The sequence below is a fragment of the Paenibacillus apiarius genome, from assembly GCF_017052585.1.
GTDB classification, from domain to species: Bacteria; Bacillota; Bacilli; order Paenibacillales; family Paenibacillaceae; genus Paenibacillus_B; species Paenibacillus_B apiarius.
Window position 1 is genome coordinate 3,369,527 of sequence record NZ_JAFFHZ010000001.1, and the last position, 26,391, is coordinate 3,395,917.

Genomic DNA, 26,391 nt, shown 5'->3' on the forward strand with positions numbered 1-26,391 from the left:
CAACAATCTAACGGACAAAATAAGCGATTCCCATATAGAAGTTCCTTAACACCATTTTCTCATCAATTTGTGCCGCAGCTTCTTGCGCGCTCTAGCCAGCCGCTGGCTGATTACTTGTTCAGAGAGATGAAGCTCTTGGGACATCTCTTTGTAGGATTTCTCTTCGAAATAATGGAGCAGCAGCAGCACTTGATAGTCGGATTGCAATTCGCGAATGGATTGATGCAGCAGCTTGTCTCTGAATCTGTCTTCAACAAGATGGGCGATGCTTGGTCCGGTGTCGGGAAGGAGGATGGAGACAGCTGGATCGCGGAAAAAATCTAAGGTTACCATTTGGCGGTATTTGCGGTTTTTCCGGATGGCATCCAGCGCCGTATTGCAGGCGACGCGTTTGAGCCATGTTCTCATGCCGGGAGCATGCCTCACCTTTGGACCGTGTGCTACTGCTTTCATAAAGGAGTCCTGAATGACATCCTCGGTTAAACCGTGATCCCGCAATATTGCATAAATATCCCGGTATACGAGTTCGTGAAATGAATGATAGACCAATTCCTGCGTATCGGCGTCAGCGTTCATGACGTTTCGCTGCAGCAGGTACAGCCACTGTCCCATATACAATTCCCCCCAGTCTTCTCTTCTTAATAAGAAAGGGGCGACGACTTGTTCCATGTTAAAGATAACCCGGCTGCCGACAAGGACGCCCGCTGCAGGTACGGTGCATAGATGTGCATTCATTATAACCTATATATTCCATAATGTTACAAATAATAGATTTAATTCACGAGAAATACACAATAGAGGAGGAGCCAAAGCATATCTGTCAGCTTAGTATGACATTCCCTCACATCCCAGGAATTCATATTCCGTTCACATTTCCTCTTTATCATCAATATGTAATATAAACCAATATAAGGCAAGGAGTGTAATGATGATGAGCAAAGGGATGCCCCGTGAGCAGTATGAGCGTGCCGAGCAGATGTTGTACACGCATTGGATGAAGCATGTGTTCAACGGACGTGTCGTGCCCCGCTGGATAGGCGGCGCGAATCGGTTCTGGTATCGCCGCGACGTGCGGATCGGCAAGGAGAAGGAGAAAGGCACTGAATTCATCGTCGTGAGCCCGGTCAACGGCAAGGCCAAGCCAGCCTTCGACCACGAACGGCTGGCAGCGTCCTTGAGCGCTGTACTCTACAAGGCGGTGACCCCGTACCATATTCAGATCGATAAACTGGAATTCCCGGAAGACGGGAATGTCATCCGATTCCAAGCGGAAGGCGAACGGTGGGAGTGTGATTTGTGCAGCTATCAGTGTGCGAAGATGCCGCCGCTGCCGAAGCCGGCTGCGCACGAGCTGCTGTCACCGGATGGTCGATGGGCAGCCTATACGGAGGAAAATAACTTGTATATCCGTCATATGGAGACGGGAGAAATCCGTCAGTTGACGCATGACGGAGAACCGCACTATGACTATGCTTCCGAGCCTGAAGCATCGCACAAGATAGCTGGAGGAACGCGGAAGCTTCCACCGGCCGCCCTATGGTCACCGGACTCGAAGAAGCTGTTGACACTGCGGGTTGACCAGCGACTTGTGCGCGAGCTGCACCTTGTGCAGAACGTGCCGGCGAATAAGAAGGATAAAGAGCCTATCCTTCATTCCCAGCGGTATCCTTTCCCTGGTGACGAGCATGTGGCGCACGCCGATATCGTCATCTGCGACATCGAACGGCAGATATGCATCACCGCAGATGCTCCGCGCATGACGGTGGGCAACAATTCCATATTCACCACAGTTGCTCCCCAAGCGGCATGGAGCTTGGACAGCAAGCAGGCATATTATGTGGACATGGCGCGCGACCACCGTTCAGCCAAGCTGATCGTAGCAGACGCGAAGACGGGGGCGGTCCGCACGGCGGTTGAAGAACGCAGCGGCACATTTTTATTTTTTGACCTGTACCACTTCGGCAATCTGGATGCTCATATCCGCCTGACGCCCAATTTTCAACTTCTGCAGGACAATACCGTCATCTGGTTGTCCGAACGCGACGGCTGGGCCCATCTCTATCTGTTCGACAGCTTAACGGGACGGCTTGTGCGCCAGATCACGTCAGGCGCATGGACCGTAAGACGCCTGATCTCGGTCGACGAGCGTCAAGGATGGATCTATTTTACGGCTGGAGGACGCGAGAAAGGACGCGATCCGTATTATCGGCACCTCTATCGAATTCGTATCGACGGGACGTGCTTGAGCTTGCTGACGCCGGAGGACGCAGATCATACAATCGAGTTCTCGCCGGACCGCCGCTATTTCGTCGATACGTATTCGCGGGTCGATCGGCCGCCCGTCTCCGTCTTGTGCGAGGAAGATGGCGGCATCGTAAGGGAATTGGAGCAGGCGGACATCGAGCAGCTGCTGCAGCAGGGCTATCAGATACCGGAGCGCTTTACGGTCAAGGCGCGCGACGGCGTCACCGATTTGTACGGGATTTTGGTGCGGCCTGCCTCTTTTGACCCGAAGCAAACCTATCCGCTAATCGACTATTTCTATGGCGGGCCGCAGCTCCTCAATACGCCCAAATCGTTCATCTGGGACGCGGCCGAGCTGGGATTCGACTTCTCCGGCGGCGCTCAATCGTTCGCCCAGTTGGGCTTTGTCACGATCGTCATGGACGGCATGGGCACCCCGTTCCGTTCGAAAGCGTTCCATGACGCATCGGACGGCAAGCTGGAGGAAGCGGCCGGATTACTGGACCACGTCGCGGCGATCCGCCAGTTGGCTGAGCGTTACCCGTTCATCGACCCGGAGCGGGTCGGCATCTGGGGCGTCTCCGGAGGCGGTTATGGCTCGGCCCGAGCCATACTGCAGCACCCCGGCGTGTACAAAGTGGCTGTCTCCGCAGCCGGGAATCACGACCAGCTCACCTACATCTCGATGTGGGGCGAACGCTTTCAGGGCCTGGTTGACCCCGCTCACCCTGAACGCTATGCCAGCCAAGACAACGCGCAGCTGGCCGGCAATCTGAAGGGCAAGCTGCTGCTCGCCCACGGGGATATGGATGACAACGTTCATCCGGCCCATACGCTGCGGCTTGTAGACGCCCTTATTAACGCCAACAAGGATTTCGACCTGCTCGTCATGCCGAACGTTGACCATAGCATCGACGCAAATCCATATTTCATGCGGCGCAAATGGGACTATTTCGTGCAGCACTTGTTAGGTGTCGAGCCGCCCAAGGAGTATCGGATTCAGAGCGGCGCTGCTGATCAGACGGATTTTGACTTTCAAGAGCCGGCAGGTCCTTATAAGATAGGAACGGTCTCCTATCATTGGGTCGATGGCACCCGTAAGGAGACGCTGACAGAGAGGCCCGGCGACAAGCGCGAGCTGATGGTGCAAATATGGTATCCGGCAGACGAAGAGATGTGCGGCGAGCGGCTGCCTTATTTCCCGGACCGTTACCTGTATGCCCGAGCGCTCCATAGCAGTTTGGAGCTTCCTTTGCATTTGGCGCTCCAGCTCGGCGCCGTATTGACGAATTCCGTGTTCGATGCGCCGCTGGCCAAGGGCAAGCGGAAATATCCCGTCCTCATCTATTCGCATGGCTTCGGCGCGCTCGCCAATTCATCCACCTTCCTGGTGGAACAGCTGGTGAGCCGAGGGTATATCGTGTTGGGCATCAATCACACGTATAACTGCTCCATTACGGTGTTTCCGGATGGCAGAATTGCGAAGTTCAAAGACACAGGCAGCCAAGGAGCAAAGTTCATGAACAAATTAGCGGCCGACGTATGGGCACGGGATGTCCGCTTCATTATCGATCGGCTGGAGGGGCTCGCCCGACACGATGCCGGCCGTTTTGCCGGCAGAATCGATACGAGACGCATCGGCATATTAGGCCATTCTTTCGGCGGGGCGACGGCAGCGCAAGCGATTATGCAGGACCCAAGGCTCAAGGCGGGGCTTAATATGGATGGCACCTTCTATGGTCATCCGATTCCGGCAGCTGGCTTGAAGCGTCCGTTCTTGTACATGTATGACGGGACGACGTTCACGCGCGACAACTTGGAAGCCCTCATTAAGGAGTATGAGAAGCTCGGAATAAGCAGAGAAGAAGCACTGAAGGAATTATCCGTCATTTTCGATCGTCATGATCACGTTGTAGCCAACGGTCATTATTCGCTCAAATTCAAATCCGCGAATCACATGAGCTTCACCGATTTCACGCTGGCCCTGAGCGCCCATGATTCGGCCGAAGCCCTTGCGGCCCGCCGCTTGCATGCGATTATTCATCACTTTGCGCTCGACTTCTTCGACCACTATATAAATGGCAAGCCGTCGTCCTTGTTCCCCGGCGGAGGAGGGGGTAAATACCCGGAAGTGGAGCTGGCCCGGGGCAAGGCTCAATGCTAATTCCCATTCCAGTTTTCATGACGGAAGGGGATAATGGAGCAAAGGAGTGGATGATGAGCTTCGCAGCTTCGCTGTCACTCCGAGCGCCCCCCCATTCACGAATGGAGGATTGCGCTGATCATGCAGTGCCATACACGGTCTTTGGCGTGACTGATGTTTCTTTGCCCGAACGATACAACTCGTTCGGGTATTTGCGTTGCATGGTCTTTTTTTACAATATTTTTACAAGGGATTAAAATGATGAAAACATATTCCTTCTATGATTGTGGTATGTGGTTGTTTGTTTACGTTTTGTTTGAATTGTTGCTTGGTTGTATGACAGTCATAAGGAGGAATACCTGTGGAACGCATCGCAATCGATATGGATGAAGTGATGGCAGATACGGCGGCTACGCATATGGAGTGGTATAACAGGGACTACCACGATAACCTTACTAGTATGGAACTGCAAGGTATGACATTGGTGCAGGCCCGGCCCGGACGCAGACAAGAAATCGAGAGCTATTACGGCCGCGAGGATTTTTTTCGCCAATTGAAGGTGATGGAGTATAGCCAAGAGGTGATTCGTGAGCTCAGTGAGCATTACGATATCTATATCACCACGGCGGCAATGGAGGTTCCGGCTTCTTTTCGGGCCAAATATGACTGGTTGAAAGAGAACTTCGGCTTTCTGTCCGACATGAACTTTGTTTTCTGCGGAGACAAGAGCATCGTTCGCGCCGAGTATATGATTGATGACAACGTGAAGCAGCTCCGGCGCTTCCAAGGGCAGGGCATTCTCTTTACCGCTCCGCATAATGTGAGGGAAACGGGGTATGCGCGGGTGAATAACTGGCTGCAAGCAAGAGCATGGTTCCTGGACCGCGCACGGCTAGGCGGAGACGGCAAGACTGACGCTGCACAGGATGGTGGCATGCGATGCATCGTGAACGCATGATGCAGAGCCGGGAGCTTCAACGGCCCGTTCGAGCTCTGGCACATTGGAGGTTCGCGGCCGAGATGGTCAAGTCGGGTTCCATTCAAGCAGGAGCACTGGTCATGGACGATATGAGCGGCAACGGGAATCTGATCGAATCCGTCGCAGTGCTGCACCTGCAACACGAATCCCAAGGGCAGACCAAGACCAGCCTTCCGCTATCGTGGACAGACAGCGCTGAGGGGACAGAAGGGCTTAGCTTTTATAATGATCGCAATCTGTCAGGCAGAGGCTGTTATTTTCAAACGGTGAAGAACGCCCCCATCAACCGGGAACGATTCGAGCAGGGCTATACGATCGAAGCGATCGTTCGGCTTCCCCGGCCGTTCCAGGAAGACAAGCACAGCTGGATGGGCGTGTTGACGAGACAGGGGCGGGGAGCGGATATGGGCCGCAAGGGAGAAAATGAGCTGCTTGCCACATTATCCGTATCGAACTGCATGGAGTATCAATGGGTGTGCCATTCAATGAATCGGGATACACCGGCGACGAATTGGTCGCGCTATCTGAAGGCGGATGAGTGGCATCATGTCGTCATCGTCAATGATACGGAACAGACGCTTCTGTATGCGGATGAGTGGCATCATGTCGTCATCGTCAATGATACGGAACAGACGCTTCTGTATGTGAACGGAATATGCGACTACAACAGCCCGGCGCGAGATATTGCAGGCATAGCCGCAATTGAGGGAAAAGGCTGGAATCTCGGAGCTTCCGAATGGGGCGGACGTCTGGACAAGCTGTTCTCCGGAACCATTCGGGAGATACGCATAACGGGCGAGCCTCTTGACAAGGCGAACTGGCTCATGGATTCGAAGCCACAGCAGGTGCTGCAAGGCACCAATGAGCGCATCGTTCTGCTGAATCGGGCGGACAATTATAATTTTGCCTTTATTCCGGATCCGCAGAAGCTGGTCTATCTGAATCCCGAGATGTTCGAGGCGCAAACAGAGTGGCTCGCGCAGCAGCATGCCGGAACCCGTATCGCCATGACCGCCTTTCTGGGTGACATTGTCGATCACAGCGAGGCACGGGACGAATGGGAGCGGGCGGCGAATGCGATTGCCGTCATGGATCAATGCCATATCCCGTATATGATGACTGCGGGAAACCACGATTATGACGCTGCCGATACGTACTTGCGTTACTTCGGCCCCGAGCGGTTCAAGCACAAGGACTATGTAAAAGGCTTCTCCCCGTCCCGCTACAGCTCGTACGGCATTATACAGGCGGGAAGCTATTGTTACATGTGGCTGATGGCGGATATGAAGCATCTCTTGCATGATATGGACTGGTGCAAGGGGGTGCTGAGCAAGCATCGGCATCTGCCCACCATTCTAGTGTCGCATGATATCCTGTATGCGGACCGTGACGGCGGCGGGCGGCGAATTCCCCAACACTCCGAGAATGGCACAATCATCTGGGAAGAGCTGGTCGCTCCCTGCAATCAGGTCTTTATGACGGTGAACGGGCACTATGACGGGACGGCGCACCGGGTTCGGCACAACGCGCAGGGGCGGGAAGTCATTCAGCTGCTGATCAATTATCAGGACAGTTACCGTGGCGGCAACGGCTGGATGAGGCTGGCCGAATTCGACGAGCGGGCGAACCAGATCACGTTCCGCACCTTCTCGCCGTGGGTGGAGCGCTTGGCCGAACGCGCGGTTGCCGCCTATCCGGACTTTAGCTATTTAACAGGGCCTTATGATTGCTTTCAGCTTCCGTTTCCATTTGAAGAGCGCTTTAAGCGGCTCGAATAGGATATTTTTCATATTTTCATAATGAAATGAGGTAGTGATGTCGATGTCTCTCTTAGCGGAAGAACGCAAGCGGCACATTATAGAGCAGCTCGATGCGGGCGGCAAGGTGCGCGTCGTCTCGCTGGCCGAGCAGCTTCATGTCTCCAATGAGACGATTCGCCGCGATCTCGCGGTGCTGGAGGAAGAGGGAAGGCTGCGGCGCGTATACGGCGGAGCTGTCAAGGTGCAGTATGAAGAGGGCGAGCCTCCGTACCAGCAGCGGCAAGTTCTCAACCATGAGGCCAAGCAAGCGATCGGCCGGCGGGCTGCGGAGCTTGTTCAGGATGGGAACACTGTATACATGGATACGGGCACGACGATACATGAATTGGCCCGGGCGCTGAAGGGGAAGAAGCGCGTAACGGTCATAACCAATTCGTTGACGGTGGCCAGCCTGCTGCGGGAGTCGTTATCCCAAGGCCTGTTCAGCGGAAGGGTCATCATACTGGGCGGCGAGATCTCGCCCGAGCAGCAGTCTGTAAGCGGACATCTATGTCAGGAAATGCTGGGCAACTTCTATGTAGACAAAGCGTTCATTTCGGTGGGCGGGCTGTCGATTATGACGGGAATCAGCGACTATGATATGAACGATTCCGTTATCTCCAGAATCGTGACGTCGAACGCGAAGGAGGTCATTGTTCTGGCCGATTACAGCAAGATCGGCATACAGGCCTTCTGCCATATTGCGCCGCTGGACAAGATCGACGTTATCGTGTGCGATCAAGCGCATCCGGCGTCATGGACGCAAGAGTTGGAGATTAAAGCGATAACTTGGATCGATGCCAATTGCATGGTGTATACGAGGAACCGGACTTAATTCCGGTTCTTTTTATTTTGATTGGAAAAATAACACAACAAACCACATTCGGTTCTGAACAGATCAGCCCATTCATACCTTATAATCTGTCAGCTTGTTCAAAACAAATGAAATCGGGCTTAAAAAAACGTTAATATCCCGTTCATATCACGAAAACATTCATTAATTATAGTGTAGATATCACAAGATCAGAAGACAAACAAAAGAAACGTACAGCAAAGCGTTGCAGGTTGCAGTCAAGCGCAGCATGGAGCTAATCAGTCTAATCGGCTGAAATAGATGCAGCCAAGAGCGGCATCCAAGTGTAATCAACAGTCCGCACTTATTAGCGGCAGTTATTCATAATCGAGGTGAGCATGTTGTCGAACAGAGAGAAACGCTTGCTTGTCACCGCCCATACCGGCTGTGGCGAAGCGCCCGCCAATACGTGGGCGTCATTCATGGAAGTGGCGGCCATGGGAGCGGATGTCGCCGAGCTGGATATCCGTATCACCTGCAAGGAGGAGCCCATTCTCTTGCATGATCATTCGCTCTTGCTTGAGCTATATGATGCCCGGCGGCTGAATCGCATGCCGGCCAGAGCGAGACTCGGGCCGCCGCACCGCGAGCATGGGCTGGTGCTGCTTGCAGATGTCGTTGAAGAGGCGAAGCGCCGCGGCATGAAGCTGAATCTGGACATTAAAAACGGGGATAGCGTCAATCCGACACTCCGGCTCGTCAAGAAGCTCCAGGCCGAACGGCTCGTATTCGTTACGGGCTGCACGGAAGGCATCGAGGTCGACACGGAGGGAATATCGCTGCTGCTGAATGCTCCAGAGACTGCGGATGCGGCGTCAGACGGGGCTTTCATTGTCCGCTTCTGCGAGCGGGCGAAGCAGCAAGGCTATCGCGGCATCAATCTTCATTATGAGATGTGCAGCCCAGCTTTCGTCAAATGCGCCCATTCGCTTGATTTGATGGTATCGGTATACACGGTGGACGAGGCTGTCACGATGCGGAGCTTGATGGAGATGGAGGTAGACAGCATTACGACGATGATGCCGGAACAACTGCTGCGGCTGAGAAGGGTGGACGAGCGGCATGAAGCGTAAGCAGTTGGATTGGCGTGAGGGAGGTGCCGGAGATATGGCACGGCATACATCCGTTGTAAATGCGGCGGCGGCAAGCGGGTTTGAACAGACAAGCGGACGGTCGCGGTTATGGAAGAGGATGGGCCGCCATTATCAGCTCTATTTGCTGCTGCTGCCCTGCATCGCGTTCTTCATTGTCTTTTCCTATATTCCAATGGCCGGGCTTGTGCTTGCCTTCAAGGAATATCAGTTCAACAAAGGGATATTCGGCAGCCCGTGGATTGGCTTGACTTATTTTGAAATGTTTTTTCAAGATCCGCAGAGCATCCAGCTTATCCGGAACACGCTCATTATCAGCGCCATGAAGGTATTTCTGGCCATGCCGTTCCCGATAGCGCTGGCGCTTATGTTCAATGAGGTCAAGAACTCCAAGCTGAGGAATCTGTTCCAAGGCATCGCGTATTTGCCTCATTTCTTCTCGTGGGTCATCGTCGTCGGGATGCTCCAGCGCATTTTGGCGCCGGATAACGGGCTCGTCAACCAGGTCATCTCTTGGCTGGGCGGGGATGGGAGCACCTTCTTCCTGATGGAAGAGAGCTCCTTCTATCCGACCATGTTCTGGAGCTATATCTGGAAGGATGTCGGGTGGAGCTCAATCATTTACTACGCGGCAATCGTGGGCATCAACCCAGCGCTATACGAAGCGGCGAAGATGGATGGAGCGAACAAGTGGCGCCAGATCTGGCATATTACATTGCCCGGAATCCGGCCGACGATTATCGTGCTGTTCATCTTGTCGCTGGGAAATATATTGTCCGCGGGATTCGACCAGATCTATCTGCTTAAGACACCGGGCAATATGAATGTCTCGGAAATATTGGATACGTACATCATCTACATGGGATTGGAGAGCGGGCAATTCGGCTTCGGGACGGCGATTGGCATGATGCAGGGCGTCATCGGCTTGATTCTCGTGCTGACCGTGAACCGGGTGGCCAGGAAATGGTTCCAATCATCGTTGTGGTAAGCCTGGAGATGGAGCCATTCTCCCATTACCAGCAGCTATACACCTATTCAATTCAGAGGAGAGGGAGTAGAAATAACAATGAATCGAACAAATCGAATGCTGCTTTGCTCCAAATTGACGGCACTGACGCTTGTATTTTCCCTGCTGCTGACGGCATGCGGCGGGTCCGGCGGACCTAAGGCCGCGCAGGAGTCCGGCACGGATAAGGAGGCAGCCGCAGGAAAGCCTTCCACGTGGATTGCCGATCGCAAAATCAAAGGTCTTATCTTCATGGGCAGCGATGTGACCGAAGCCATGAACCCGGATATTGCCAAGAAACTGAAGGAAATGACCGGGATCGAGCTGGAATTGCAGGCGGTCGGGCATGACGGATCGCAGAAAGCGTTGGCTGCGGGCCTGGCCGCAGGCGATTTGCCGGACTTCATCGCCTATTATTTGAATCATAGCGGGCGGCCGGAGATGGAGATGGTGAACAAGGCGGCCCGCGAGGAGATGTTCCATGATGTGGCGCCTCTCTTGAAGAATACGAGCATATACAAGAAATATACAGAAGACGGCTATTTGCCGCTTGATACGAAATACGGCGTGCTGTTCCGTCCGGAATTCAACGGAGCAGCCTATACCGTGCATTTGAATATTCCCCGCGAAGGCGGGTACGAGGTGCGCAAGTACGTGCCGGGTCCTTACATCCGCAAGGATATTGCCGATTCGCTCGGCGTAGAGCCGCGCTCCGTTACGACTTCGGAACAGCTCTATGAATTGGCCAAGAAGATTAAGGACGGGAACTTCAAGGACAAGAACGGCAAAGAAGTGTATCCTATCGGGCCGACGGTATGGGGAGGCATGGACCGGGCTGTCCTGTACAACGATTTGGTATGGACAGGCTTCAATGGCGAAGGCTTCAAGCGGGACGGAAACGGCGGGATACTGCATGAAAGCCAGACGGAGTACGGGTTGAAGCGTGTTGAGTTCGTGCAGAAGCTCATCCGCGAGAAGCTGATGCATCCCGAATATTTCTCGATGGAAGAGAATCGCGCTAAAGAAGGCGTGCTGAACGATTCCTTCGCCATCGTCGGCGACATGCACAACTATGTCATCGAGAACAAGGACAACCGCTACATTCCGATCGGACCGCTCGCTTCGGCGGACGGCCCTTACCAGATGAACTTGACGTACAAGGGCGGTTACGGCGCTTGGTCCATTCCGAAGACAACGAACAACCCGGAAGATATCGTCAAGCTGGCCGACTTCCTGGCGAGCCGCGAAGGCAAGCTGCTCTGGAAGTATGGGCTGGAGGGCCGCGACTACGGCTTGGATGCGAAGGGCAACCCGGTGCCGAAGCAAGAGGTGCTCGATCTGCTGGATAAGGATCCGGTCAAGGCGAAGGAGCTCGGCTTCGCCGGCGTAGGCAACGATTGGGGCTGGTACCTTGGCGGCACGGACTTGAACGACCTGGCCGACTTCGGCGAAGCGGGCTACGGCGAGTCTGCGAACCCGGATATGAACAAAGGGCCGCTCGACATCGCGCAGTATTGGCATTACGACGAGAAAAAGCAGCAGGCGAACATTAAGGACGGCTATGCGGCATTGGCATTCATCGGCGAGTTCGGCAAGGGCACTCAGCTGAACATGGCGCTCGACAAGTACAAGGAAAGCTTAATCCGCGCGTACTACGCGAAGGACATGAATGAAGCGAAAGCGATTCTGGACAGCGCGGCGGCGCAGCTGAAGACGGCGGGACTTGAAGATTACATCAAGCTGCTCGAAGAAAAGGACAAAGATCCGAAGACGAAGCTTCTATTCTAACCGGAAGGAAGCGGGCACAAGGAGAGCCTTTCCCTTGCTGCGGAGGGAAGGCTCCCCATCCATGAATGATTGGAGGGACGATGATGAGAAAGACGGCTGCGCCGCTGGCGGCAACGTTCGGCGGGCTCATGACGTTTCTGAATTACGGCTTGCTTGTCTTGTTGTGCTTGTCCATTATTTTGCCGACATTGAACGTGCTGGCGCTATCGTTAAACGCGGGGACGGACGCGGCCAAGGGCGGCATTTACTTCTGGCCGCGGGAGTTCACGCTGGACAATTTCAAGGAAGTGTTCAGCCAATCCAATATCGTAAACGGCTTCTTCATCTCGGTATTCCGCACGGTCGTAGGCACCTTTCTCAGCGTGCTGCTGACGGCGATGGCCGCATACGCGCTCAAGAGCAAGACAATGCCCGGACAGAAGCAGCTTACCTTCTTCGTGTTCTTTACGATGCTGTTCAGCGGCGGGCTCATCCCTTACTACATCGTGCTGAAGGAGCTGCATCTGACGAACAGCATATGGGTGTATGTCATACCGGCTCTGTACAGTGTGTGGAACATGATGATTATGCGCTCGTTCTTTCAACAAATGCCGGAAGGGCTGGAGGAGGCGGCACGGATCGACGGATGCAGCGATATCGGGATATTTACCCGTGTCATTCTGCCTACGAGCAAGCCCGTCATTGCCGCCATCTCTTTGTTCAACGCGGTAGGGCATTGGAATGATTGGTTCACGGGCACCTTCTATGTGCGCGATCCGAACCTGAAGCCGTTGTCGACGGTGCTGCAGGAGATGCTCACGAAGCAGCAGGCGCTGACCGAGACGCTGATGAGCTCGGCAGGTTCGCTGCAAATGCAGATGCTGGACAAGATGCAGGTTACCGGAACATCTCTGAAAATGGCGACCATCATTATCGTCATTACGCCGATTGTCCTCGTATATCCGTTTTTGCAGAAGTATTTTGCCAAGGGCGTGATGATCGGCTCGATGAAGGAATAGAAGATTTTGACAGGAGGCTGGCTGCATGAACATTAGAAATCCATATGCGCAAGAAGGACTGTGGCTGCGGGGAAGCTTCCACAACCATACGACGAACAGCGACGGGCATCATCCTTTGGCAACGGTATACCGGATGTACAATGATTATGATTTTCTGGGTATTTCCGATCACGATCAGATTACGCCGCATACGGACGAGAGCCCAATTCCGACCCTGTTCGAAGCGATCGAGGTAAGCAGCCCGCAGGCGCACATGCTGCTGGTGCAGCCGCCGGCTGCGCTGATGGACGATTATACGAACGAGTTCACGATTGGCAATTACGAGCGTCTGTCCGCCATGTGTCTGGATAACGGAGGGATATCCGTGCTCGTTCATCCGAACCGGTATTTCTCCCAGTACTGGAAGTTCACAGATATGCTCAAGCTGTCGTCTTATACAGGCATCGAGGTGATCAATGGCGACGGTCATCCGCAATATGACATTGCATTCGACAAGTGGGATGCCCTGCTGTCCTCAGGACGGAAGGTGTGGGGCTTCGGCAACGACGACTTCCATGCGTACGGACAAGAGCGCAGAGCTTGGAATATGGTGTATGCCCGCGATAACACCAGAGAAGCGGTGCTAAGCGCAATTCGCCAAGGCAGCTTCTACGTGTCAACCGGATACGGTTTCGACTCCATCCGGGTGGAGGGCTCCACTATCGTGGCGGAGCTGCTGTCCGACGTTCATCTGGACGGGATGTACAAGTACGCGACGCTGATCGGCCGTGACGGAAAAGTGCTGCACGAGGAGACAGGCAGGTTCAAGCAGATTGTGTACGACTGCAGAGGGGACGAAGGGTATGTGCGTCTGGCTGTCTATTTGGAGGGCGGCTTCGGAGCGTTCTCGCAGCCGCTGTTCCTGGAACGGGGGTGACTTATGGAGATGAGCATTCCGTTGAAATTTCGCCCAGACGGCACATTTACAATCGTTCAGTTAACCGACCTGCATGTCGGAGGCGGCAAGGAGGAAGAGGACGCCCGCACCTTAGCCTTGACCGAGCGCATCATCGACGCGGAGCAGCCCGATCTGATCGTCTATTCCGGCGATATGCTGTACGGACGGGAAGTGGAGCAGCCCATCGCCGCGCTGCGCCGGATCGCGGCGGTCCCGGAGCGGAGGCAGGTGCCGTTTGCCGTCATCTTCGGCAATCATGATGCGGAGAGCAGCGCGACCCGGGAGCAGCTGCTGGAGGGAATAGCGGCTTATCGGCTCTCACTGTCTCAATCGGGACCGATGGATATTCACGGGATAGGCAACTACAGCCTTACGGTGAAGTCGTCAGCAGATTCATCCGATGCAGCCCTGCTGTATTTGTTCGATTCGGGTGACATGGCTCCCGCATCCGTAGGAGGATACGCATGGATTCATCCGGATCAAGTGGACTGGTACCGCCGGGAGTCGCTTCGTTATCGTCAGCAGAACAACGGCTCCTTGCCCGGTTTAGCCTTCTTCCATATTCCGATACCGGAATTCAAGGAGGCGTGGGAAGCCGGACAAGCCTCCGGCATTCGGCATGAAGCCGTATGCTGCCCCCGTCTGAACAGCGGGCTGTTCACGGCGATGGTGGAGAGCGGAGATGTTATGGGCGCCTTCGCCGGCCATGATCACGATAACGATTATGCGGGTGTCTTGCACGGCATTCGGATCGGGTACGGAAGAGTGACGGGCTACGGCGGTTACGGCGCACTGCGGCGGGGAGCGCGCGTGATTCGCCTGTTCGAGGGGCAGCCTCGTTTCCGGACATGGATCCGGTTGGATGACGGGAGTGTTGCCGGATATGAGCACGTCGAATAGGTCTCGCTCCGGCATCCTGTCCTTGACATGGCCGATCTTCATGGAGTCCCTGTTCGGAATGCTGCTCGGCACCGCGGATACGATGATGCTGAGCAGCTATTCCGACGGGGCTGTGGCGGCCGTTGGCGTCGCCAATCAGATACTGACGGTAGTCGGCCTCATGTTCGGATTCGTTACCGTAGGCACGAGTGTCGTGCTCAATCAATGGCTGGGAGCGGGCAAGCTGCGCGATGCGGATCTAATCGGGAGAACCGCCCTCACGTTGAACGTGATGATCGGACTTCTGTTCAGCGCGGGATTGGGGACGCATGCGGATCTGTTCCTGCTCCTGTTCAAGCTGCCCCCGGATCTGCTGGCGGAAGGCAGCGCCTATTTGTCCATCGTCGGCAGCTCCGTGTTCATGGTCGCCATGAGTATGACGCTAGGCACGATGCTGCGCTGCCGGGGAATGGTGAAGGACATGATGGTCATCTCGTTCGGCGTCAATCTGCTGCATATCTTAGGCAACTATTTGGTTCTGATGGAGCCCTTCGGGCTGCCGGTTCTGGGCGTGGACGGCGTGGCTGTATCCACTTGGATCAGCCGGGCTATCGCTTTGGCTGCTTATTGGGCCGTGTGCAATCGGCGGCTGGAGCAGCCGGTACGCTTGATGAATCCTCTTCATATGAGGAAAGGGAACCTTCGCCTGATTTTCAAGCTGGGCATTCCTTCGGCGGGTGAACATGTGTCCTATAACCTGTCCCAGGTGGTCATCACGTATCTGGTAGCGCTCTTGGGAGCGGCGGCATTGACGACCAAAATTTATACGCAGAGCATTACGGCTTTCGTCTTCGTCTTTTCGATGGCGATCGGCCAAGGCACGCAAATTATGGTTGGCCACTTGATTGGAGCCATGCGCAAGGATGATGCCTATCAATCCGGCATCCGCCATCTGAAGCTGGCGGTTCTTGTGTCGCTGGGCATCGGCATCATCCTGTACAGCCTGTCCGATCCAATGATCGGCCTCTTCACATCCGATTCGGACATCTTGCAGCTTGGGAAGCAGCTCATGCTCTTGTCCATTCTGCTGGAGCCGGCCCGTGCCTGCAATATGGTGCTCATCAGCTCCTTGAATGCGGCAGGCGACGTCAAGTTTCCGGTGCTCATCGGCTTGGTGTCCATGTGGGGGCTCAGCGTTCCGCTGGCCTATCTGTTCGGGATTATATTCGAGCTGGGGCTGACAGGGATCTGGTTGGCGTTCGCCATCGATGAATGGGTGCGGGCGCTCGTGATGCTGCGCAGATGGAGGAAGCGCGCTTGGCAGCGTTTGAACATTTTAGCAGGGCAAGCAGGAGAATGAGAGAGCCATGGGCTGGTCCTATGGCTCTTTTGGCATGAAAATGAAAAACGGATGCGGCGCGTATATTTTTTCTCCCTATATGACATTTGTCATACCCTCGACTTGACGTTTATGACTACTGTGAGCTGGCCGTATTATCTATACTGAAGATAGGAATCTGCCGTTGTTGTTCGGATATGTTCCCCAAGCGTCAACCTAGGAGGAAAAACATACGATGACTCAATCCAAGCTATCCACTCTAAAGAAAAACGTTGCGCCATATGAAAAAAACGATCCAAAGTCCAGCATTCGGCAAATTATTAACACCTTGGGACCTTTATTGCTGCTCTGGTATGCTGCGTATTTAAGCCTTTCCGTATCGTATTGGCTTACCCTTCCTATCGCGATCGTCACCTCTGGATTTGTTATCCGGACGTTTATCATTTTTCATGACTGCTGCCACCAATCGTTCTTCAAAAGCCGCAAAGCCAATGATATACTCGGCACCATTACGGGCGTTCTGACACTCGTGCCATACCAGCAGTGGAAGAACAGTCATTCGATCCATCATGCAACGAGCAGCAATCTCGACAAACGGGGAACCGGAGATATGTGGGTTCTCACTGTAGAAGAATATGCCGCGGCTCCGTTATTGAAGCGAATTGCTTATCGCATATATCGCAATCCATTTGTTATGCTGGGACTCGGGCCTATTTTTATTTTCCTGATTGCGTACCGCTTTAACAGCAAAGGGGCGAGACGCAAGGAGCGCATCAACACTTACGTGACGAATGTGTCCATCGCCGCTCTGTACGCGCTGTTGTGCTGGGCCATTGGATGGCAGGCGTTTGTGATGATTCAAGGTCCGATCTTTTTCGTATCCGGCATGCTCGGAATCTGGCTGTTCTATGTCCAGCATCAGTTCGAGGATTCTTACTTCGAGAACGAGGATGAGTGGAGCTATGTGAAGGCGGCCGTGGAAGGAAGCTCTTATTACAAGCTGCCTAAGGTGCTGCAATGGATAACCGGCAATATTGGGTTTCATCACGTTCATCATTTGAGTCCCAAGGTGCCCAACTATAACTTGGAGAAGGCGCATAATGCGACTCCTCCCCTCCAAAAGGCAACGACGATTAATATCAGGACGAGCCTGAAGTCGCTCCGTTTCCGGTTATGGGATGAACAAAATAAAACGTTTGTCGGGTTCAAGGACATTAAGCATATGCTGGGCAAGCCCAACCGCGCGGCCGAACGCATGAAGAGAAGCGCCCCAAGCATGCAGGGAAAATAATCGCGTTCAGCAGCGTTTGTGTTATGATACAATTACATCTATTTCAACTCAGAGCAGGGAGGACGGCCATGCAGAAGTGGTATCAAATTTTTCACAGAAGCACGGGGCTCAGTCCATACGTATGGGTAGTCTTTTACATCCTCCCGTTCTATTTCATATTTCGTTCCTCTTCGACGTACCAAGTTGTAATCGGCATCGTTATGATTTTGATGTTCTTTATTTGCTACGTGCTGTCCTTTGTTGCGAAAGGATGGCTGGTGTACTTTTGGACGTCCTTGCAAATATTGATCTCCATTACGATGACCCTGCTGTTCGGCTATGTCTATTTCGCTCTCTTTTTAGCGTTTTTTATCGGCAATATCCAACACCGGATCGGATTTTTTACGTTATACTCGATTCATCTCGTCAGCACGATCGCAACGATCAACTTTGGCTTTGTCACGAAAAATCCGGTATTGATTTCCCAGCTTCCGTTTGTCCTTGTCAGCCTCATTGGCGTAATTCTCCTTCCGGTCACCACCTACAACCGCAACAAACGTGAAAAATTAGAGGGGCAATTGGAGGATGCGAACAAGCGGATTTCCGAGCTGGTCAAGCTGGAGGAGCGCCAGCGAATCGCCCGTGACCTCCATGATACACTGGGTCAGAAGCTGTCGTTAATCGGTCTGAAGAGCGACCTGGCCGGCAAGTTAATAAGCAAAAACCCTGCCCAAGCCCAATCGGAAATCAACGATGTCCGGCAAACGGCCAGAAGCGCCTTGAAGGAAGTGCGGGAAATGGTTACCCAAATGCGGGGGACGAGGTTAGAGGATGAGATGTTCCGCATCAAGCAAATTTTGAAGGCGGCGCAGATTGAATTCACCTTGGAAGGCGATCTGAAGCTCTCCAATACCTCGCTGTTGAACGAAAATGTGCTCGGCATGTGCCTGAAGGAAGCGGTGACCAACATCGTGAAGCATAGCAATGCGTCGGCTTGCTCGATCGTCATGGAGCCCTCGAACACCGAGCTGTGCGTGAAGGTGAAGGACAACGGGATCGGCATCGCAGGGGATGCTGCCTCTGCGCGGGGCAATGGGCTGCGGGGCATGAGGGAGCGGCTTGAGTTTGTGAATGGAAGCATGGACATCGTATCAGATAATGGAACAATGATCATAATTAAAGTGCCGAACGTATTCAAGCAACCGGAAAAGGAGGTGGGGATATGATTCGCATCGTAATCGCCGAGGACCAGCGGATGCTGCTGGGCGCGCTCGCTTCCCTGCTGGATCTGGAAGAGGATATGAGTGTCGTCGGCAGAGCGCGCAATGGCGAGGAAGCCGTGCAGCTCGTTCATCTGCATAAGCCGGATATTTGCATCATGGATATTGAAATGCCGGGGAAAAGCGGGTTGGATGCGGCCGAGGAGCTAAAGGGCTCCGGCTGCAAGGTGATGATATTGACCACTTTTGCCAGAGCCGGATATTTCGAGCGGGCTTTGAAGGCGGGCGCGAACGGCTATTTGTTGAAGGACAGCCCCAGCGAGGAGCTGGCTGACTCGATACGCAGCATTATGGCCGGGCGGCGCATCTATGCATCGGAACTGGTGGATGAGGCGTACGGCGAAGAAAATCCGTTGACCGAGCGGGAAAAGGAAGTGCTGGGGCTTATCGCCGACGGTAAAAATACGAAGGAAATCGCCGAGCAGCTCTATATTACGACGGGGACCGTCCGCAATTACATTTCCGTTATCTTGGATAAGCTCAATGTCAGCAACCGGATCGAAGCGATTACGCGGTTCAAGGAAAAGGGCTGGTTCAAGTAACGAGTTCGGTCGGTGCAAATAACTACCTTTCGAATCCCGCAAATGGCTTGCGGGATTTTTGCAATGGCAGCAGTTCGAGGCCGCGGAGTGCGTTGCGGAACTGCCGTTCATTATTGGAGCAAACGGAGTCTCCCCATCATTCAGGTCGCACCTAACACGGTGCGGCCTTTTTTATCTTTGGCTCACTCTCCCATAGCGTCAGAAAGGATGACGATCTGGATGGTATATGCCGATTCGTATCGCTAACGAGGAATAAAGCGACTGATGATGTGCCAGTTGCAGCTGCCCGGAGGGTGATCATTGGACGTGCCGCTTTCTGAATGATTGGGAGAGTGAAGCAAAGGGGCGAATGAAGCAGATCTCCTCTCAGTCTGAATGAGAACCATGTATTTCAAAAGGCCTCGGTAGAGGTTGGAGTGTGGCGAAATGTATTTGTACAGTTATTTTTGTGAAATAGAGCCTTTTTCGGCGTTTGAACTGCAAATATGCAGCTTAAAGCGATGTTTCTTCCATTATTTGTACGATAGTGTGAAAGTTAACTGTACGATTGCAGTCCAGCGTGGCGAAAGACGCAAAAAGAGAATTATCAAATGTATATTTGCAGTTGGAGACGCAACGTTGGGCCATAAACATGAGGGGCTGAGTGATAAACAAATCGTTATTACTGAAGAAAGGGGAGAGTGCGAGGAAGGCAATGAATTGCATATATGCCGTATCCTCACGCCGCTATACAAATAAGCAGGCTATCCCCGCTGCAGAACAAAATCTGCGCAAGGGACGGCCTGTTTGTGCGATCATACGATGAAGCAGCTTCAAAAATAGAAATGCATGAGACTTATAGAGCCGAGCAGCATGCCGGAGCCTCCGCCCAGGGCATAAGCTCCCAGCTTGCGGCCAAGAGAGGCCTTCCAAGCGAGCAGGGAGGGATCGGCCCGAATGAGTTCGTCTTCTTTCCGCAGCGCTTTTGATTTGTGAACGAATAATGACCCGAGACCCGCGAACCCCCGCAACAAAGGCGCCAAAAATCCGCTGTGCAGAACATAGCTGCTTGCGCCGATGACGAGCGCGATCAAGCCATACAGAAATAGCTGATTGACGATGGCAATGTCCGCGGCTGTGCCGAAGGCAGATGGCGAGCACGTGATGAAGAGCGCCACCATGAAGGTAACAGCAATATAACGCTTGAGCATTTATTGTTCGACCCGTGTGGCAAAGCGCAGATCCGGGTTGGAACGAGCATCGAATATGATGCCTGTTACCTTAGGACTTACCAAGGCTGTGTCTGCCGAGAACAGGATCGGGATAATCGGAAGGTCTTCCATCAGCACCTTCTCCGCTTGTTGCAGCAGTTCCACCCGTTTGTTCGGGTCCAATTCGTACGTGGACTTTTCGATCAGATTATCGTACTCCTTGTTGCTCCAGTTCGTGAAGTTGTTGGAGTTGCTGGACGTATAATGGCCCAGCACGCCAAGCGGATCCAAATAGTTGCCTTCCCATCCCATGCGGGCAGCTTGGAAATTTTTCTGCTTGAACGTATCGATGTAGGTCTTCCACTCCTGGTTCTCCAGCTTGATTTCCACGCCCAGATTTTCTTTGAGCATTTCCTGCAAGGCTTCTGCCACTTTCTTGTGGTTATCAGCCGTGTTGTACTTGAACGTCACCGGCGGAAGCTGAGTCAAGCCCTCTTCCTTCAAGCCTTCCGCAAGCAGTTCTTTCGCTTTTTGAGCATTGAACTCATAATATTTCTCCGGAGCATCGTCGCGGAAGTCTTTGCCCGACGGATTGGTCAACCCATAAGGCACATATCCGGTAGCAGGCGTTTCTCCGCCTTTCGTCACATTTTTCGTGAGGGACTCACGGTCGATGGCGTACGAGAAGGCCTGTCTGATTTTTTGGTTGGTGAACGGCTTTTCCTTCACGTTGAACGAATACGTATAAACGCTAAAAGAAGGATGAGACAAATATTCTTTATTTTCCTTTTCCTGATCGATCGTATCGAGCGGCAAGGACAGGATCATGTCGAGATCGCCTGTTTTGTACATTTGGTAGTAGGTCGTCGCGTCCTGCACCATCTTGAAATGAATCGTCTCCATCGAGATGGCATCCTTGTTCCAATAGTGATCGTTCTTGGCAAGTGTAATCTGTTCGTTATGCTTCCATTCCTGCGGAACGTAAGGCCCGTTGCCGACAATCGTATTGGACTCGGCTGCCCATTTCTCGTCCTTGTCAACGACCGTCGAACGGACGGGGAGATAGGCATGCCCCACCGCAATAATAGGGAAGATGCTGAGCGGCGCTTTTAATTCCACGACTAACGTGTGGTCATCCTTGGCCGTTACGCCAACGTCTTCCGCGCTCCCTTTGCCGGTGTTATATTCCTCGGCGCCCTTGATGTAGTAGAGTGAGGACGGGTCATAAGCGGCCGTCTTCGGATTCAATACACGCTTCCAGGAGTACTCGAAGTCTTGGGCCGTTACCGGGTCGCCATTGGACCATTTGGCTCCATCGCGGATGGTGAAGGTGTATGTCTTGGCGTCTGCCGACACGTCCACTTTGCTGGCCGCGCCCTCTACGATCTTTCCGGATTTGTCATAGGTATACAGGCCTTCGTATAGATTGTCGATAATAAAATACGAAGTCGTATCCGATGCGAAGGCGGGATCGAGCGTATACGGTTCCCCGCCGGACAGATTCGTTGTCAGCACCTGCGGAATCTGCTCCGCAGCGTTCTCGGCAGCTCCTTGCGCTGCGCCGGACGGATTGGCGGCATTGTTATCCTTGCTTGCACATCCAGCCAAGGCGGCTGCCGCGAGTAGTAGAATAGCCAACATTACGTTCCATTTTCTCATTGTCTTTCCTCCGTTAATATAAGTAAGTGATCAAAAGGGGCCACTTGGAATAACCTCTAAAAACTAATATAAATGGCATGCGACCCAATGGTTGGGGCGCGCCTCCTTGCCTTCCGGCATGCGCTGCGCGCAGACATCCGAGGCGGCGGGACATCTGGCGTGAAACGGACAGCCGGTTGGCGGCGAGAGCGGGCTTGGCGGATCTCCTTGCAGCACGATTCTTTCGCGCAGCCTTCTCTCCGAAGGGTTCGAAGCCGGTATTGCCGAGAGCAGCGCCTGCGTATAAGGATGGAGCGGTTCACGGAACAGCGAGCTGCGGTCGGCGAGCTCCATCATTTTGCCTAGGTACATCACGCCGATTCGGTCGCTAATATGCTTGACCATGGCCAGATCGTGCGCAATAAACAAGTAGCTCAGCCCTTCTTCCGCCTGCAAGTCCTTGAGCAGGTTGACGATTTGGGCTTGAATCGACACGTCGAGCGCCGATATCGGTTCATCTGCGACGATGAACTGCGGCTTTACCGCCAAGGCGCGCGCGATGCCGATCCTTTGACGCTGTCCCCCGCTGAATTCATGGGGGAACCGCAAGGCGTGATCCGGGTGCAATCCGACTCTTTCCAGGAGCTCGGCGATGCGCTCTTTTCTTGCTTTCCCCCTCGCCAGCCTATGGGCGTCAATCCCTTCCGCGATAATATCTCCGACTCTCAGCCGGGGATTGAGCGAGGCGTGCGGGTCTTGGAAGATCATCTGCATATTGCGATTCAGTTCCCGTTTCTCTTTGGCCCGAGCCAGAGCTATGTCTTTGCCGTTAAACACCACCTTTCCGGATGTAGCGCCGAGCAGCCCCGTAACTGTTTTTCCAAGTGTTGATTTTCCGCTGCCGCTTTCCCCTACGAGCCCGAGCGTCTCTCCGGGTTGGATGGTCAAGCTGATTCCGTCAACCGATTTCACGACCCGATCGGAAGCGATGCGGAAATGCTTGCGCAGCTCGTGAATTTCAAGAATGGGCTCCGGCATATTCGTACCTCCTTGCTGCGATAGGCGTGTGCTCGACAGGGGAACGGGGATCGTTCAGCCAGCACCGCGCGCTATGGTTATCAGTGAATGACATGGCTTCAGGCAGATGTTGAACGCACACCTCCATCGCGTAAGGACATCGCTGCGCAAACGGACATCCTTGCGGCGGCGAATACAGATCGGGCGGCGAGCCTTCAATCGGAATGAGGCGCTCCTGCTCCGGCGCGTCCAGCTTCGGCGTTGATTGCAGCAGTCCCCATGTATAAGGGTGCTTGGGGCGGTCGAAAATATCTTCCACCGTACCCGTCTCCACAATGATTCCGGCATACATCACGGCAACGCGGTGGGCCACTTCGGCCACGACACCCAAATCATGGGTGATGAGAAGGATGGAGCTGCCCATGCGTTCCTGCAAGCCGGTCAGCATATCCATAATTTGCGCTTGTATCGTCACATCCAGCGCGGTAGTCGGCTCGTCTGCAATGAGTAGCTTGGGGTTGCAGGCAAGCGCAATCGCAATGGAGACACGCTGCCGCATTCCTCCGCTGAACTCGTGCGGATATTGGTGATACCGGCTGGCCGCGTCGGGAATGCCAACAAGCTGCAGCAATTCGATGGTTCTGTGCCGCGCCTCGGACCGGGTAAGCTTCTGATGCTGCAGCAGTCCCTCGCCAATCTGCGTGCCGACCTTCATGGTCGGATTGAGCGAAGACATCGGATCCTGAAAGACCATGCCTATCTCGGAGCCCCTCAATTTCCGCAGCGCGCTTTTTTTTAACCGGGTAATGTCCCGGCCTTGAAAACGTATCTCTCCACCCTTAATCATGCCGTACGGAGAGGGCAGCATGCCCATGATAGCCCGGGCCGTCACGCTCTTCCCGCTGCCGCTCTCGCCTACGATGGCGAGTGTTTCCTGTTCGCCTACATGGAAGGACACGTCACGCACGGCTTGAAGTTCCCGCTCACGGGAGCGGAAAGCGACATTCAGATGATGAACCTCCAGCAAATGCTTCATGTGCGCACCTCCTTAGTTGTCCGACCGGGGATCCAGAACATCCTGCAGCCCGTCGCCAAATGCATTAAACGCAAACATAGTGAGCGAAATCATCAATCCGGGGAAAAACAGCCGCCACCATTGCCCGCTCAGGATGACACCGAGCGAATCGTTAGCCATCGTTCCCCAACTGGCCGCAGGGGCCTGAACGCCCAGACCGAGAAAGCTGAGGAACGATTCGGAAAAGATGGCCGCCGGTATCGTAAAGGTCAAATTGACAATAATGATGCCTGCCGCATTCGGAAGCAGATGTTTAAAAATAATGCGGGCATGCGACGTGCCCAGCTTTTGTGCCGCCAGTACGTATTCTTGCTGCTTCAACTGCAGAATCTGGCCGCGGACCACCCGCGCCATGCCCACCCAGCCCGTAATGGACAACGCGATAATCATCGTGACGATTCCCGGCTTCATAATGACAAGGAGCAAAATGATGACGAGCAAGTAAGGAATGCTGTACAAAATCTCAACGATGCGCATCAGAATGCCGTCCACCCGATCGCCGAGGCGTCCCCGTCCCGCCATATAACCGGATACGCCGCCCACCAGAATTCCCGCCACCAAGTCGATGGCCGCCGCGGCAAAGCCGATCGTAAGCGAGATTCGAGCGCCTGCCCAGGTACGCGCCCATACATCCCGTCCCAGATCATCGGTGCCGAACCAATGCTCGGCTGAAGGGGGCAGGTTCGTCCGCGTCAATGATTGGGCGCTTGGCGAATGGGGGAGCAAGGACGGGCCAATCACCGCAAGCAATATAATCAATAACAGCAGGGCAAGACCCAGCACTGACAACTTGTTTTTCAATAATTTCCGGACCATATCTCTCCATAAGGGAACGCTTGGCCGGGTTAGGACCTGGTCTGCCATGCTGCTCCGGTCTATGGGATGAAACAGATGATCCAATTCGGCTGATGATGCTTTCATGCTAATCTCCTTTGCTGGCTAGTTTGATTCTCGGATCGACGAACCGATAGGACATATCTATCAGGAATAAAGTGACCACCAGGACGGCGCTGTAAAAAATCGTCGTGCCCATAATGACGGGATAATCCCGGTTGAAAATACTGTCTACAAAATATTTGCCGATGCCCGGAATGGCGAAAATCTTCTCGACTACGAAGGTGCCGGTGACGACCGAGGCGAACAGCGGTCCCATAAAGGACAGCACGGGAATCAGTGAATTCCGCAGCCCGTGCCGAACGACTATCTTCCAGGCGGATAAGCCCTTGGCTTCGGCCGTCTGTATGTAGTCCTGATGCAGCACCTCCAGCATGCTGGTCCTCACGAAGCGGGCGATGATTGCTACGGGAGTGACGGCTAACGCCAACGACGGCAAAATCGTATGCTTCCATGTTCCCCAGGATGCGACGGGGAGAAGCCCCCATTTCACGGCCATATACTTAATCAGCAGCGGGGCCAGGATGAAGCTCGGAATGGAAATGCCGAGCATGGCGATGAACATGGATATATAGTCAAGTGTGCGATTATGGTTTAGCGCCGCGACAGTGCCCAAGGCGATTCCGGCGACAAGCGCGCAGAGCATGGACTGTATGCCCAATATGGCGGATGGGAGAAAGCCTCTGGCAATTAGCGTGTTCACATCCGTTGTTTTGGATTGGATGGAAGGCCCCAAGTCCAAGGTGAGCAAGCTTTTCAAATAAAATATATATTGAGTGGGCAATGGCTTATCCAGGTTGTACCTGGCCCGCATATTTTCCAGTACGGATTCAGGGATTGTCTTGGAATCGGAAGCAAAAGGATCGCCCGGGATGATATGCATGATCACAAAGGTTAAGGTGACGATGATCCACAGGGTAACCAGCATGGTGAACAGCCGTTTTAGCACATACATATTCGTTTATTCTCCTGTCTTTATAATTCTAAGTAATATTATCCGAATAGTAAGTATATAGCTTAAAAAAAGAGATATTCCATTAAAAGGATGAGATGTTAACTAAATTAAAATAGTTAAATCTTATTGGAATAGTATGAATAATAGGACAGAACCGGGGAGTTGTCAACTTATGAATATGTAAATGTTAGAGTTTATGAAATGGCGGGAATGGAAGGCGTGCGAAGCAGTGGAGGCGGGGAAAGATTGGTTCCGCTTTCAAGGGCTGGACTGTTCGGGGACTGCTGTTACCGCGCAATAGATAGGCTGCCTCAATCGATCTGTTCGCCGATCAGTTGCCAGAAGCGCAGCACATGGAATTATGTGTTGCTTGAGTATATTGACTCATGCGTTACACTAAGATTAGAAGTTCATCCACACGCTGCTCACCTCAGATTATGCACCGAAGCCAACCAGCTTGCGATGGGCTTTTTG

At 53.5% G+C, this 26,391-nt stretch carries 21 protein-coding genes; 14 read left to right on the plus strand and 7 right to left on the minus strand.

What is annotated here, in order from left to right; translation table 11 throughout:
* Positions 1 to 45 precede the first annotated feature (45 nt).
* Positions 46 to 735, minus strand: a complete 690-nt coding sequence (locus JSQ80_RS15165) for an RNA polymerase sigma factor (RefSeq protein ID WP_240463672.1) — start codon at positions 733 to 735, stop codon at positions 46 to 48.
* A gap of 190 nt (positions 736 to 925) precedes the next feature.
* Here JSQ80_RS15165 and JSQ80_RS15170 point away from each other — a divergent pair, with 190 nt between their 5' ends.
* The 14 genes from JSQ80_RS15170 to JSQ80_RS15235 all read left to right on the plus strand — a co-directional run bounded on the left by JSQ80_RS15170 (position 926) and on the right by JSQ80_RS15235 (position 19,148).
* A complete protein-coding gene (locus JSQ80_RS15170; protein WP_206095872.1) occupies positions 926 to 4,408 on the plus strand; it encodes a DPP IV N-terminal domain-containing protein in 3,483 nt (1,160 codons plus the stop codon).
* A gap of 340 nt (positions 4,409 to 4,748) precedes the next feature.
* On the plus strand, positions 4,749 to 5,345 hold the full coding sequence (locus JSQ80_RS15175; RefSeq protein WP_206095873.1) for a 5' nucleotidase, NT5C type: 597 nt from the start codon (positions 4,749 to 4,751) through the stop codon (positions 5,343 to 5,345).
* Complete coding sequence (locus JSQ80_RS15180; RefSeq protein WP_240463673.1) at positions 5,327 to 7,144, plus strand: LamG-like jellyroll fold domain-containing protein; 1,818 nt, start codon at positions 5,327 to 5,329, stop codon at positions 7,142 to 7,144. The genes JSQ80_RS15175 and JSQ80_RS15180 overlap by 19 nt, the downstream gene beginning before the upstream one ends.
* Before the next feature lie 43 nt (positions 7,145 to 7,187).
* The gene (locus tag JSQ80_RS15185; protein ID WP_206095874.1) at positions 7,188 to 8,000 is read left to right on the plus strand and encodes a DeoR/GlpR family DNA-binding transcription regulator; all 813 of its coding nucleotides are present in this window, start codon (positions 7,188 to 7,190) and stop codon (positions 7,998 to 8,000) included.
* Between the two features lie 356 nt (positions 8,001 to 8,356).
* Complete coding sequence (locus JSQ80_RS15190; protein ID WP_206095875.1) at positions 8,357 to 9,091, plus strand: glycerophosphodiester phosphodiesterase; 735 nt, start codon at positions 8,357 to 8,359, stop codon at positions 9,089 to 9,091.
* Between the two features lie 34 nt (positions 9,092 to 9,125).
* Complete coding sequence (locus JSQ80_RS15195; RefSeq protein WP_206097614.1) at positions 9,126 to 10,097, plus strand: ABC transporter permease; 972 nt, start codon at positions 9,126 to 9,128, stop codon at positions 10,095 to 10,097.
* 78 nt (positions 10,098 to 10,175) lie between these two features.
* Positions 10,176 to 11,903, plus strand: a complete 1,728-nt coding sequence (locus tag JSQ80_RS15200) for an extracellular solute-binding protein (RefSeq protein WP_206095876.1) — start codon at positions 10,176 to 10,178, stop codon at positions 11,901 to 11,903.
* Positions 11,904 to 12,031: 128 nt separating this feature from the next.
* Positions 12,032 to 12,901, plus strand: coding sequence for a carbohydrate ABC transporter permease (locus tag JSQ80_RS15205; RefSeq protein ID WP_418888903.1), 870 nt, complete (start codon positions 12,032 to 12,034; stop codon positions 12,899 to 12,901).
* Between the two features lie 25 nt (positions 12,902 to 12,926).
* A complete protein-coding gene (locus JSQ80_RS15210) occupies positions 12,927 to 13,817 on the plus strand; it encodes a CehA/McbA family metallohydrolase (RefSeq protein WP_206095877.1) in 891 nt (296 codons plus the stop codon).
* 9 nt (positions 13,818 to 13,826) lie between these two features.
* Positions 13,827 to 14,738 (plus strand): metallophosphoesterase family protein, encoded by a 912-nt coding sequence (locus tag JSQ80_RS15215; RefSeq protein ID WP_206097616.1) that lies wholly within the window; start codon positions 13,827 to 13,829, stop codon positions 14,736 to 14,738.
* Positions 14,722 to 16,077, plus strand: coding sequence for an MATE family efflux transporter (locus JSQ80_RS15220; RefSeq protein WP_206095878.1), 1,356 nt, complete (start codon positions 14,722 to 14,724; stop codon positions 16,075 to 16,077). The genes JSQ80_RS15215 and JSQ80_RS15220 overlap by 17 nt, the downstream gene beginning before the upstream one ends.
* Before the next feature lie 214 nt (positions 16,078 to 16,291).
* Positions 16,292 to 17,347, plus strand: coding sequence for a Delta(5) desaturase DesA (gene desA / locus JSQ80_RS15225; RefSeq protein WP_206095879.1), 1,056 nt, complete (start codon positions 16,292 to 16,294; stop codon positions 17,345 to 17,347).
* Positions 17,348 to 17,415: 68 nt separating this feature from the next.
* Positions 17,416 to 18,552 (plus strand): sensor histidine kinase, encoded by a 1,137-nt coding sequence (locus JSQ80_RS15230; protein ID WP_087434564.1) that lies wholly within the window; start codon positions 17,416 to 17,418, stop codon positions 18,550 to 18,552.
* Positions 18,549 to 19,148 carry a response regulator transcription factor gene (locus JSQ80_RS15235; protein WP_206095880.1) on the plus strand — a complete coding sequence of 200 codons (600 nt, stop codon included), beginning with the start codon at positions 18,549 to 18,551 and terminating at the stop codon, positions 19,146 to 19,148. The genes JSQ80_RS15230 and JSQ80_RS15235 overlap by 4 nt, the downstream gene beginning before the upstream one ends.
* Before the next feature lie 812 nt (positions 19,149 to 19,960).
* On the opposite strand, the gene JSQ80_RS15240 is transcribed toward JSQ80_RS15235, so the two are convergent.
* From JSQ80_RS15240 to JSQ80_RS15265, 6 genes are all read right to left on the minus strand, one after another.
* Entirely contained in the window at positions 19,961 to 20,338 is a 378-nt protein-coding gene (locus JSQ80_RS15240; RefSeq protein ID WP_206095881.1) for a DUF3899 domain-containing protein, read from the minus strand.
* Positions 20,339 to 21,997, minus strand: coding sequence for a peptide ABC transporter substrate-binding protein (locus JSQ80_RS15245; protein ID WP_206095882.1), 1,659 nt, complete (start codon positions 21,995 to 21,997; stop codon positions 20,339 to 20,341).
* Positions 21,998 to 22,060: 63 nt separating this feature from the next.
* A complete protein-coding gene (locus tag JSQ80_RS15250; protein WP_087434568.1) occupies positions 22,061 to 23,014 on the minus strand; it encodes an ABC transporter ATP-binding protein in 954 nt (317 codons plus the stop codon).
* Positions 22,995 to 24,029, minus strand: coding sequence for an ABC transporter ATP-binding protein (locus JSQ80_RS15255; protein WP_206095883.1), 1,035 nt, complete (start codon positions 24,027 to 24,029; stop codon positions 22,995 to 22,997). The genes JSQ80_RS15250 and JSQ80_RS15255 overlap by 20 nt, the downstream gene beginning before the upstream one ends.
* Before the next feature lie 12 nt (positions 24,030 to 24,041).
* Positions 24,042 to 24,989: an ABC transporter permease gene (locus JSQ80_RS15260; RefSeq protein ID WP_087434570.1), complete on the minus strand. Its 948-nt coding sequence runs from the start codon at positions 24,987 to 24,989 to the stop codon at positions 24,042 to 24,044.
* A 1-nt stretch (position 24,990) separates the two neighbouring features.
* Positions 24,991 to 25,917, minus strand: coding sequence for an ABC transporter permease (locus JSQ80_RS15265; RefSeq protein WP_206095884.1), 927 nt, complete (start codon positions 25,915 to 25,917; stop codon positions 24,991 to 24,993).
* Between the last annotated feature and the right edge of the window lie 474 nt (positions 25,918 to 26,391).

What these genes read in the sequence shown, in the direction of transcription:
- JSQ80_RS15265 (WP_206095884.1), bottom strand. Translation starts at nt 25,917, where the DNA reads ATGTATGTGCTAAAACGGCTGTTCACCATGCTGGTTACCCTGTGGATC.
- JSQ80_RS15185 (WP_206095874.1), top strand. Translation starts at nt 7,188, where the DNA reads ATGTCTCTCTTAGCGGAAGAACGCAAGCGGCACATTATAGAGCAGCTC.
- JSQ80_RS15180 (WP_240463673.1), top strand. Translation starts at nt 5,327, where the DNA reads ATGCATCGTGAACGCATGATGCAGAGCCGGGAGCTTCAACGGCCCGTT.
- JSQ80_RS15165 (WP_240463672.1), bottom strand. Translation starts at nt 735, where the DNA reads ATGAATGCACATCTATGCACCGTACCTGCAGCGGGCGTCCTTGTCGGC.
- JSQ80_RS15255 (WP_206095883.1), bottom strand. Translation starts at nt 24,029, where the DNA reads ATGAAGCATTTGCTGGAGGTTCATCATCTGAATGTCGCTTTCCGCTCC.
- JSQ80_RS15215 (WP_206097616.1), top strand. Translation starts at nt 13,827, where the DNA reads ATGAGCATTCCGTTGAAATTTCGCCCAGACGGCACATTTACAATCGTT.
- JSQ80_RS15190 (WP_206095875.1), top strand. Translation starts at nt 8,357, where the DNA reads ATGTTGTCGAACAGAGAGAAACGCTTGCTTGTCACCGCCCATACCGGC.
- JSQ80_RS15240 (WP_206095881.1), bottom strand. Translation starts at nt 20,338, where the DNA reads ATGCTCAAGCGTTATATTGCTGTTACCTTCATGGTGGCGCTCTTCATC.
- JSQ80_RS15170 (WP_206095872.1), top strand. Translation starts at nt 926, where the DNA reads ATGATGATGAGCAAAGGGATGCCCCGTGAGCAGTATGAGCGTGCCGAG.
- JSQ80_RS15260 (WP_087434570.1), bottom strand. Translation starts at nt 24,989, where the DNA reads ATGAAAGCATCATCAGCCGAATTGGATCATCTGTTTCATCCCATAGAC.
- desA (WP_206095879.1), top strand. Translation starts at nt 16,292, where the DNA reads ATGACTCAATCCAAGCTATCCACTCTAAAGAAAAACGTTGCGCCATAT.
- JSQ80_RS15210 (WP_206095877.1), top strand. Translation starts at nt 12,927, where the DNA reads ATGAACATTAGAAATCCATATGCGCAAGAAGGACTGTGGCTGCGGGGA.
- JSQ80_RS15220 (WP_206095878.1), top strand. Translation starts at nt 14,722, where the DNA reads ATGAGCACGTCGAATAGGTCTCGCTCCGGCATCCTGTCCTTGACATGG.
- JSQ80_RS15200 (WP_206095876.1), top strand. Translation starts at nt 10,176, where the DNA reads ATGAATCGAACAAATCGAATGCTGCTTTGCTCCAAATTGACGGCACTG.
- JSQ80_RS15230 (WP_087434564.1), top strand. Translation starts at nt 17,416, where the DNA reads ATGCAGAAGTGGTATCAAATTTTTCACAGAAGCACGGGGCTCAGTCCA.
- JSQ80_RS15205 (WP_418888903.1), top strand. Translation starts at nt 12,032, where the DNA reads ATGACGTTTCTGAATTACGGCTTGCTTGTCTTGTTGTGCTTGTCCATT.
- JSQ80_RS15235 (WP_206095880.1), top strand. Translation starts at nt 18,549, where the DNA reads ATGATTCGCATCGTAATCGCCGAGGACCAGCGGATGCTGCTGGGCGCG.
- JSQ80_RS15195 (WP_206097614.1), top strand. Translation starts at nt 9,126, where the DNA reads ATGGCACGGCATACATCCGTTGTAAATGCGGCGGCGGCAAGCGGGTTT.
- JSQ80_RS15250 (WP_087434568.1), bottom strand. Translation starts at nt 23,014, where the DNA reads ATGCCGGAGCCCATTCTTGAAATTCACGAGCTGCGCAAGCATTTCCGC.
- JSQ80_RS15245 (WP_206095882.1), bottom strand. Translation starts at nt 21,997, where the DNA reads ATGAGAAAATGGAACGTAATGTTGGCTATTCTACTACTCGCGGCAGCC.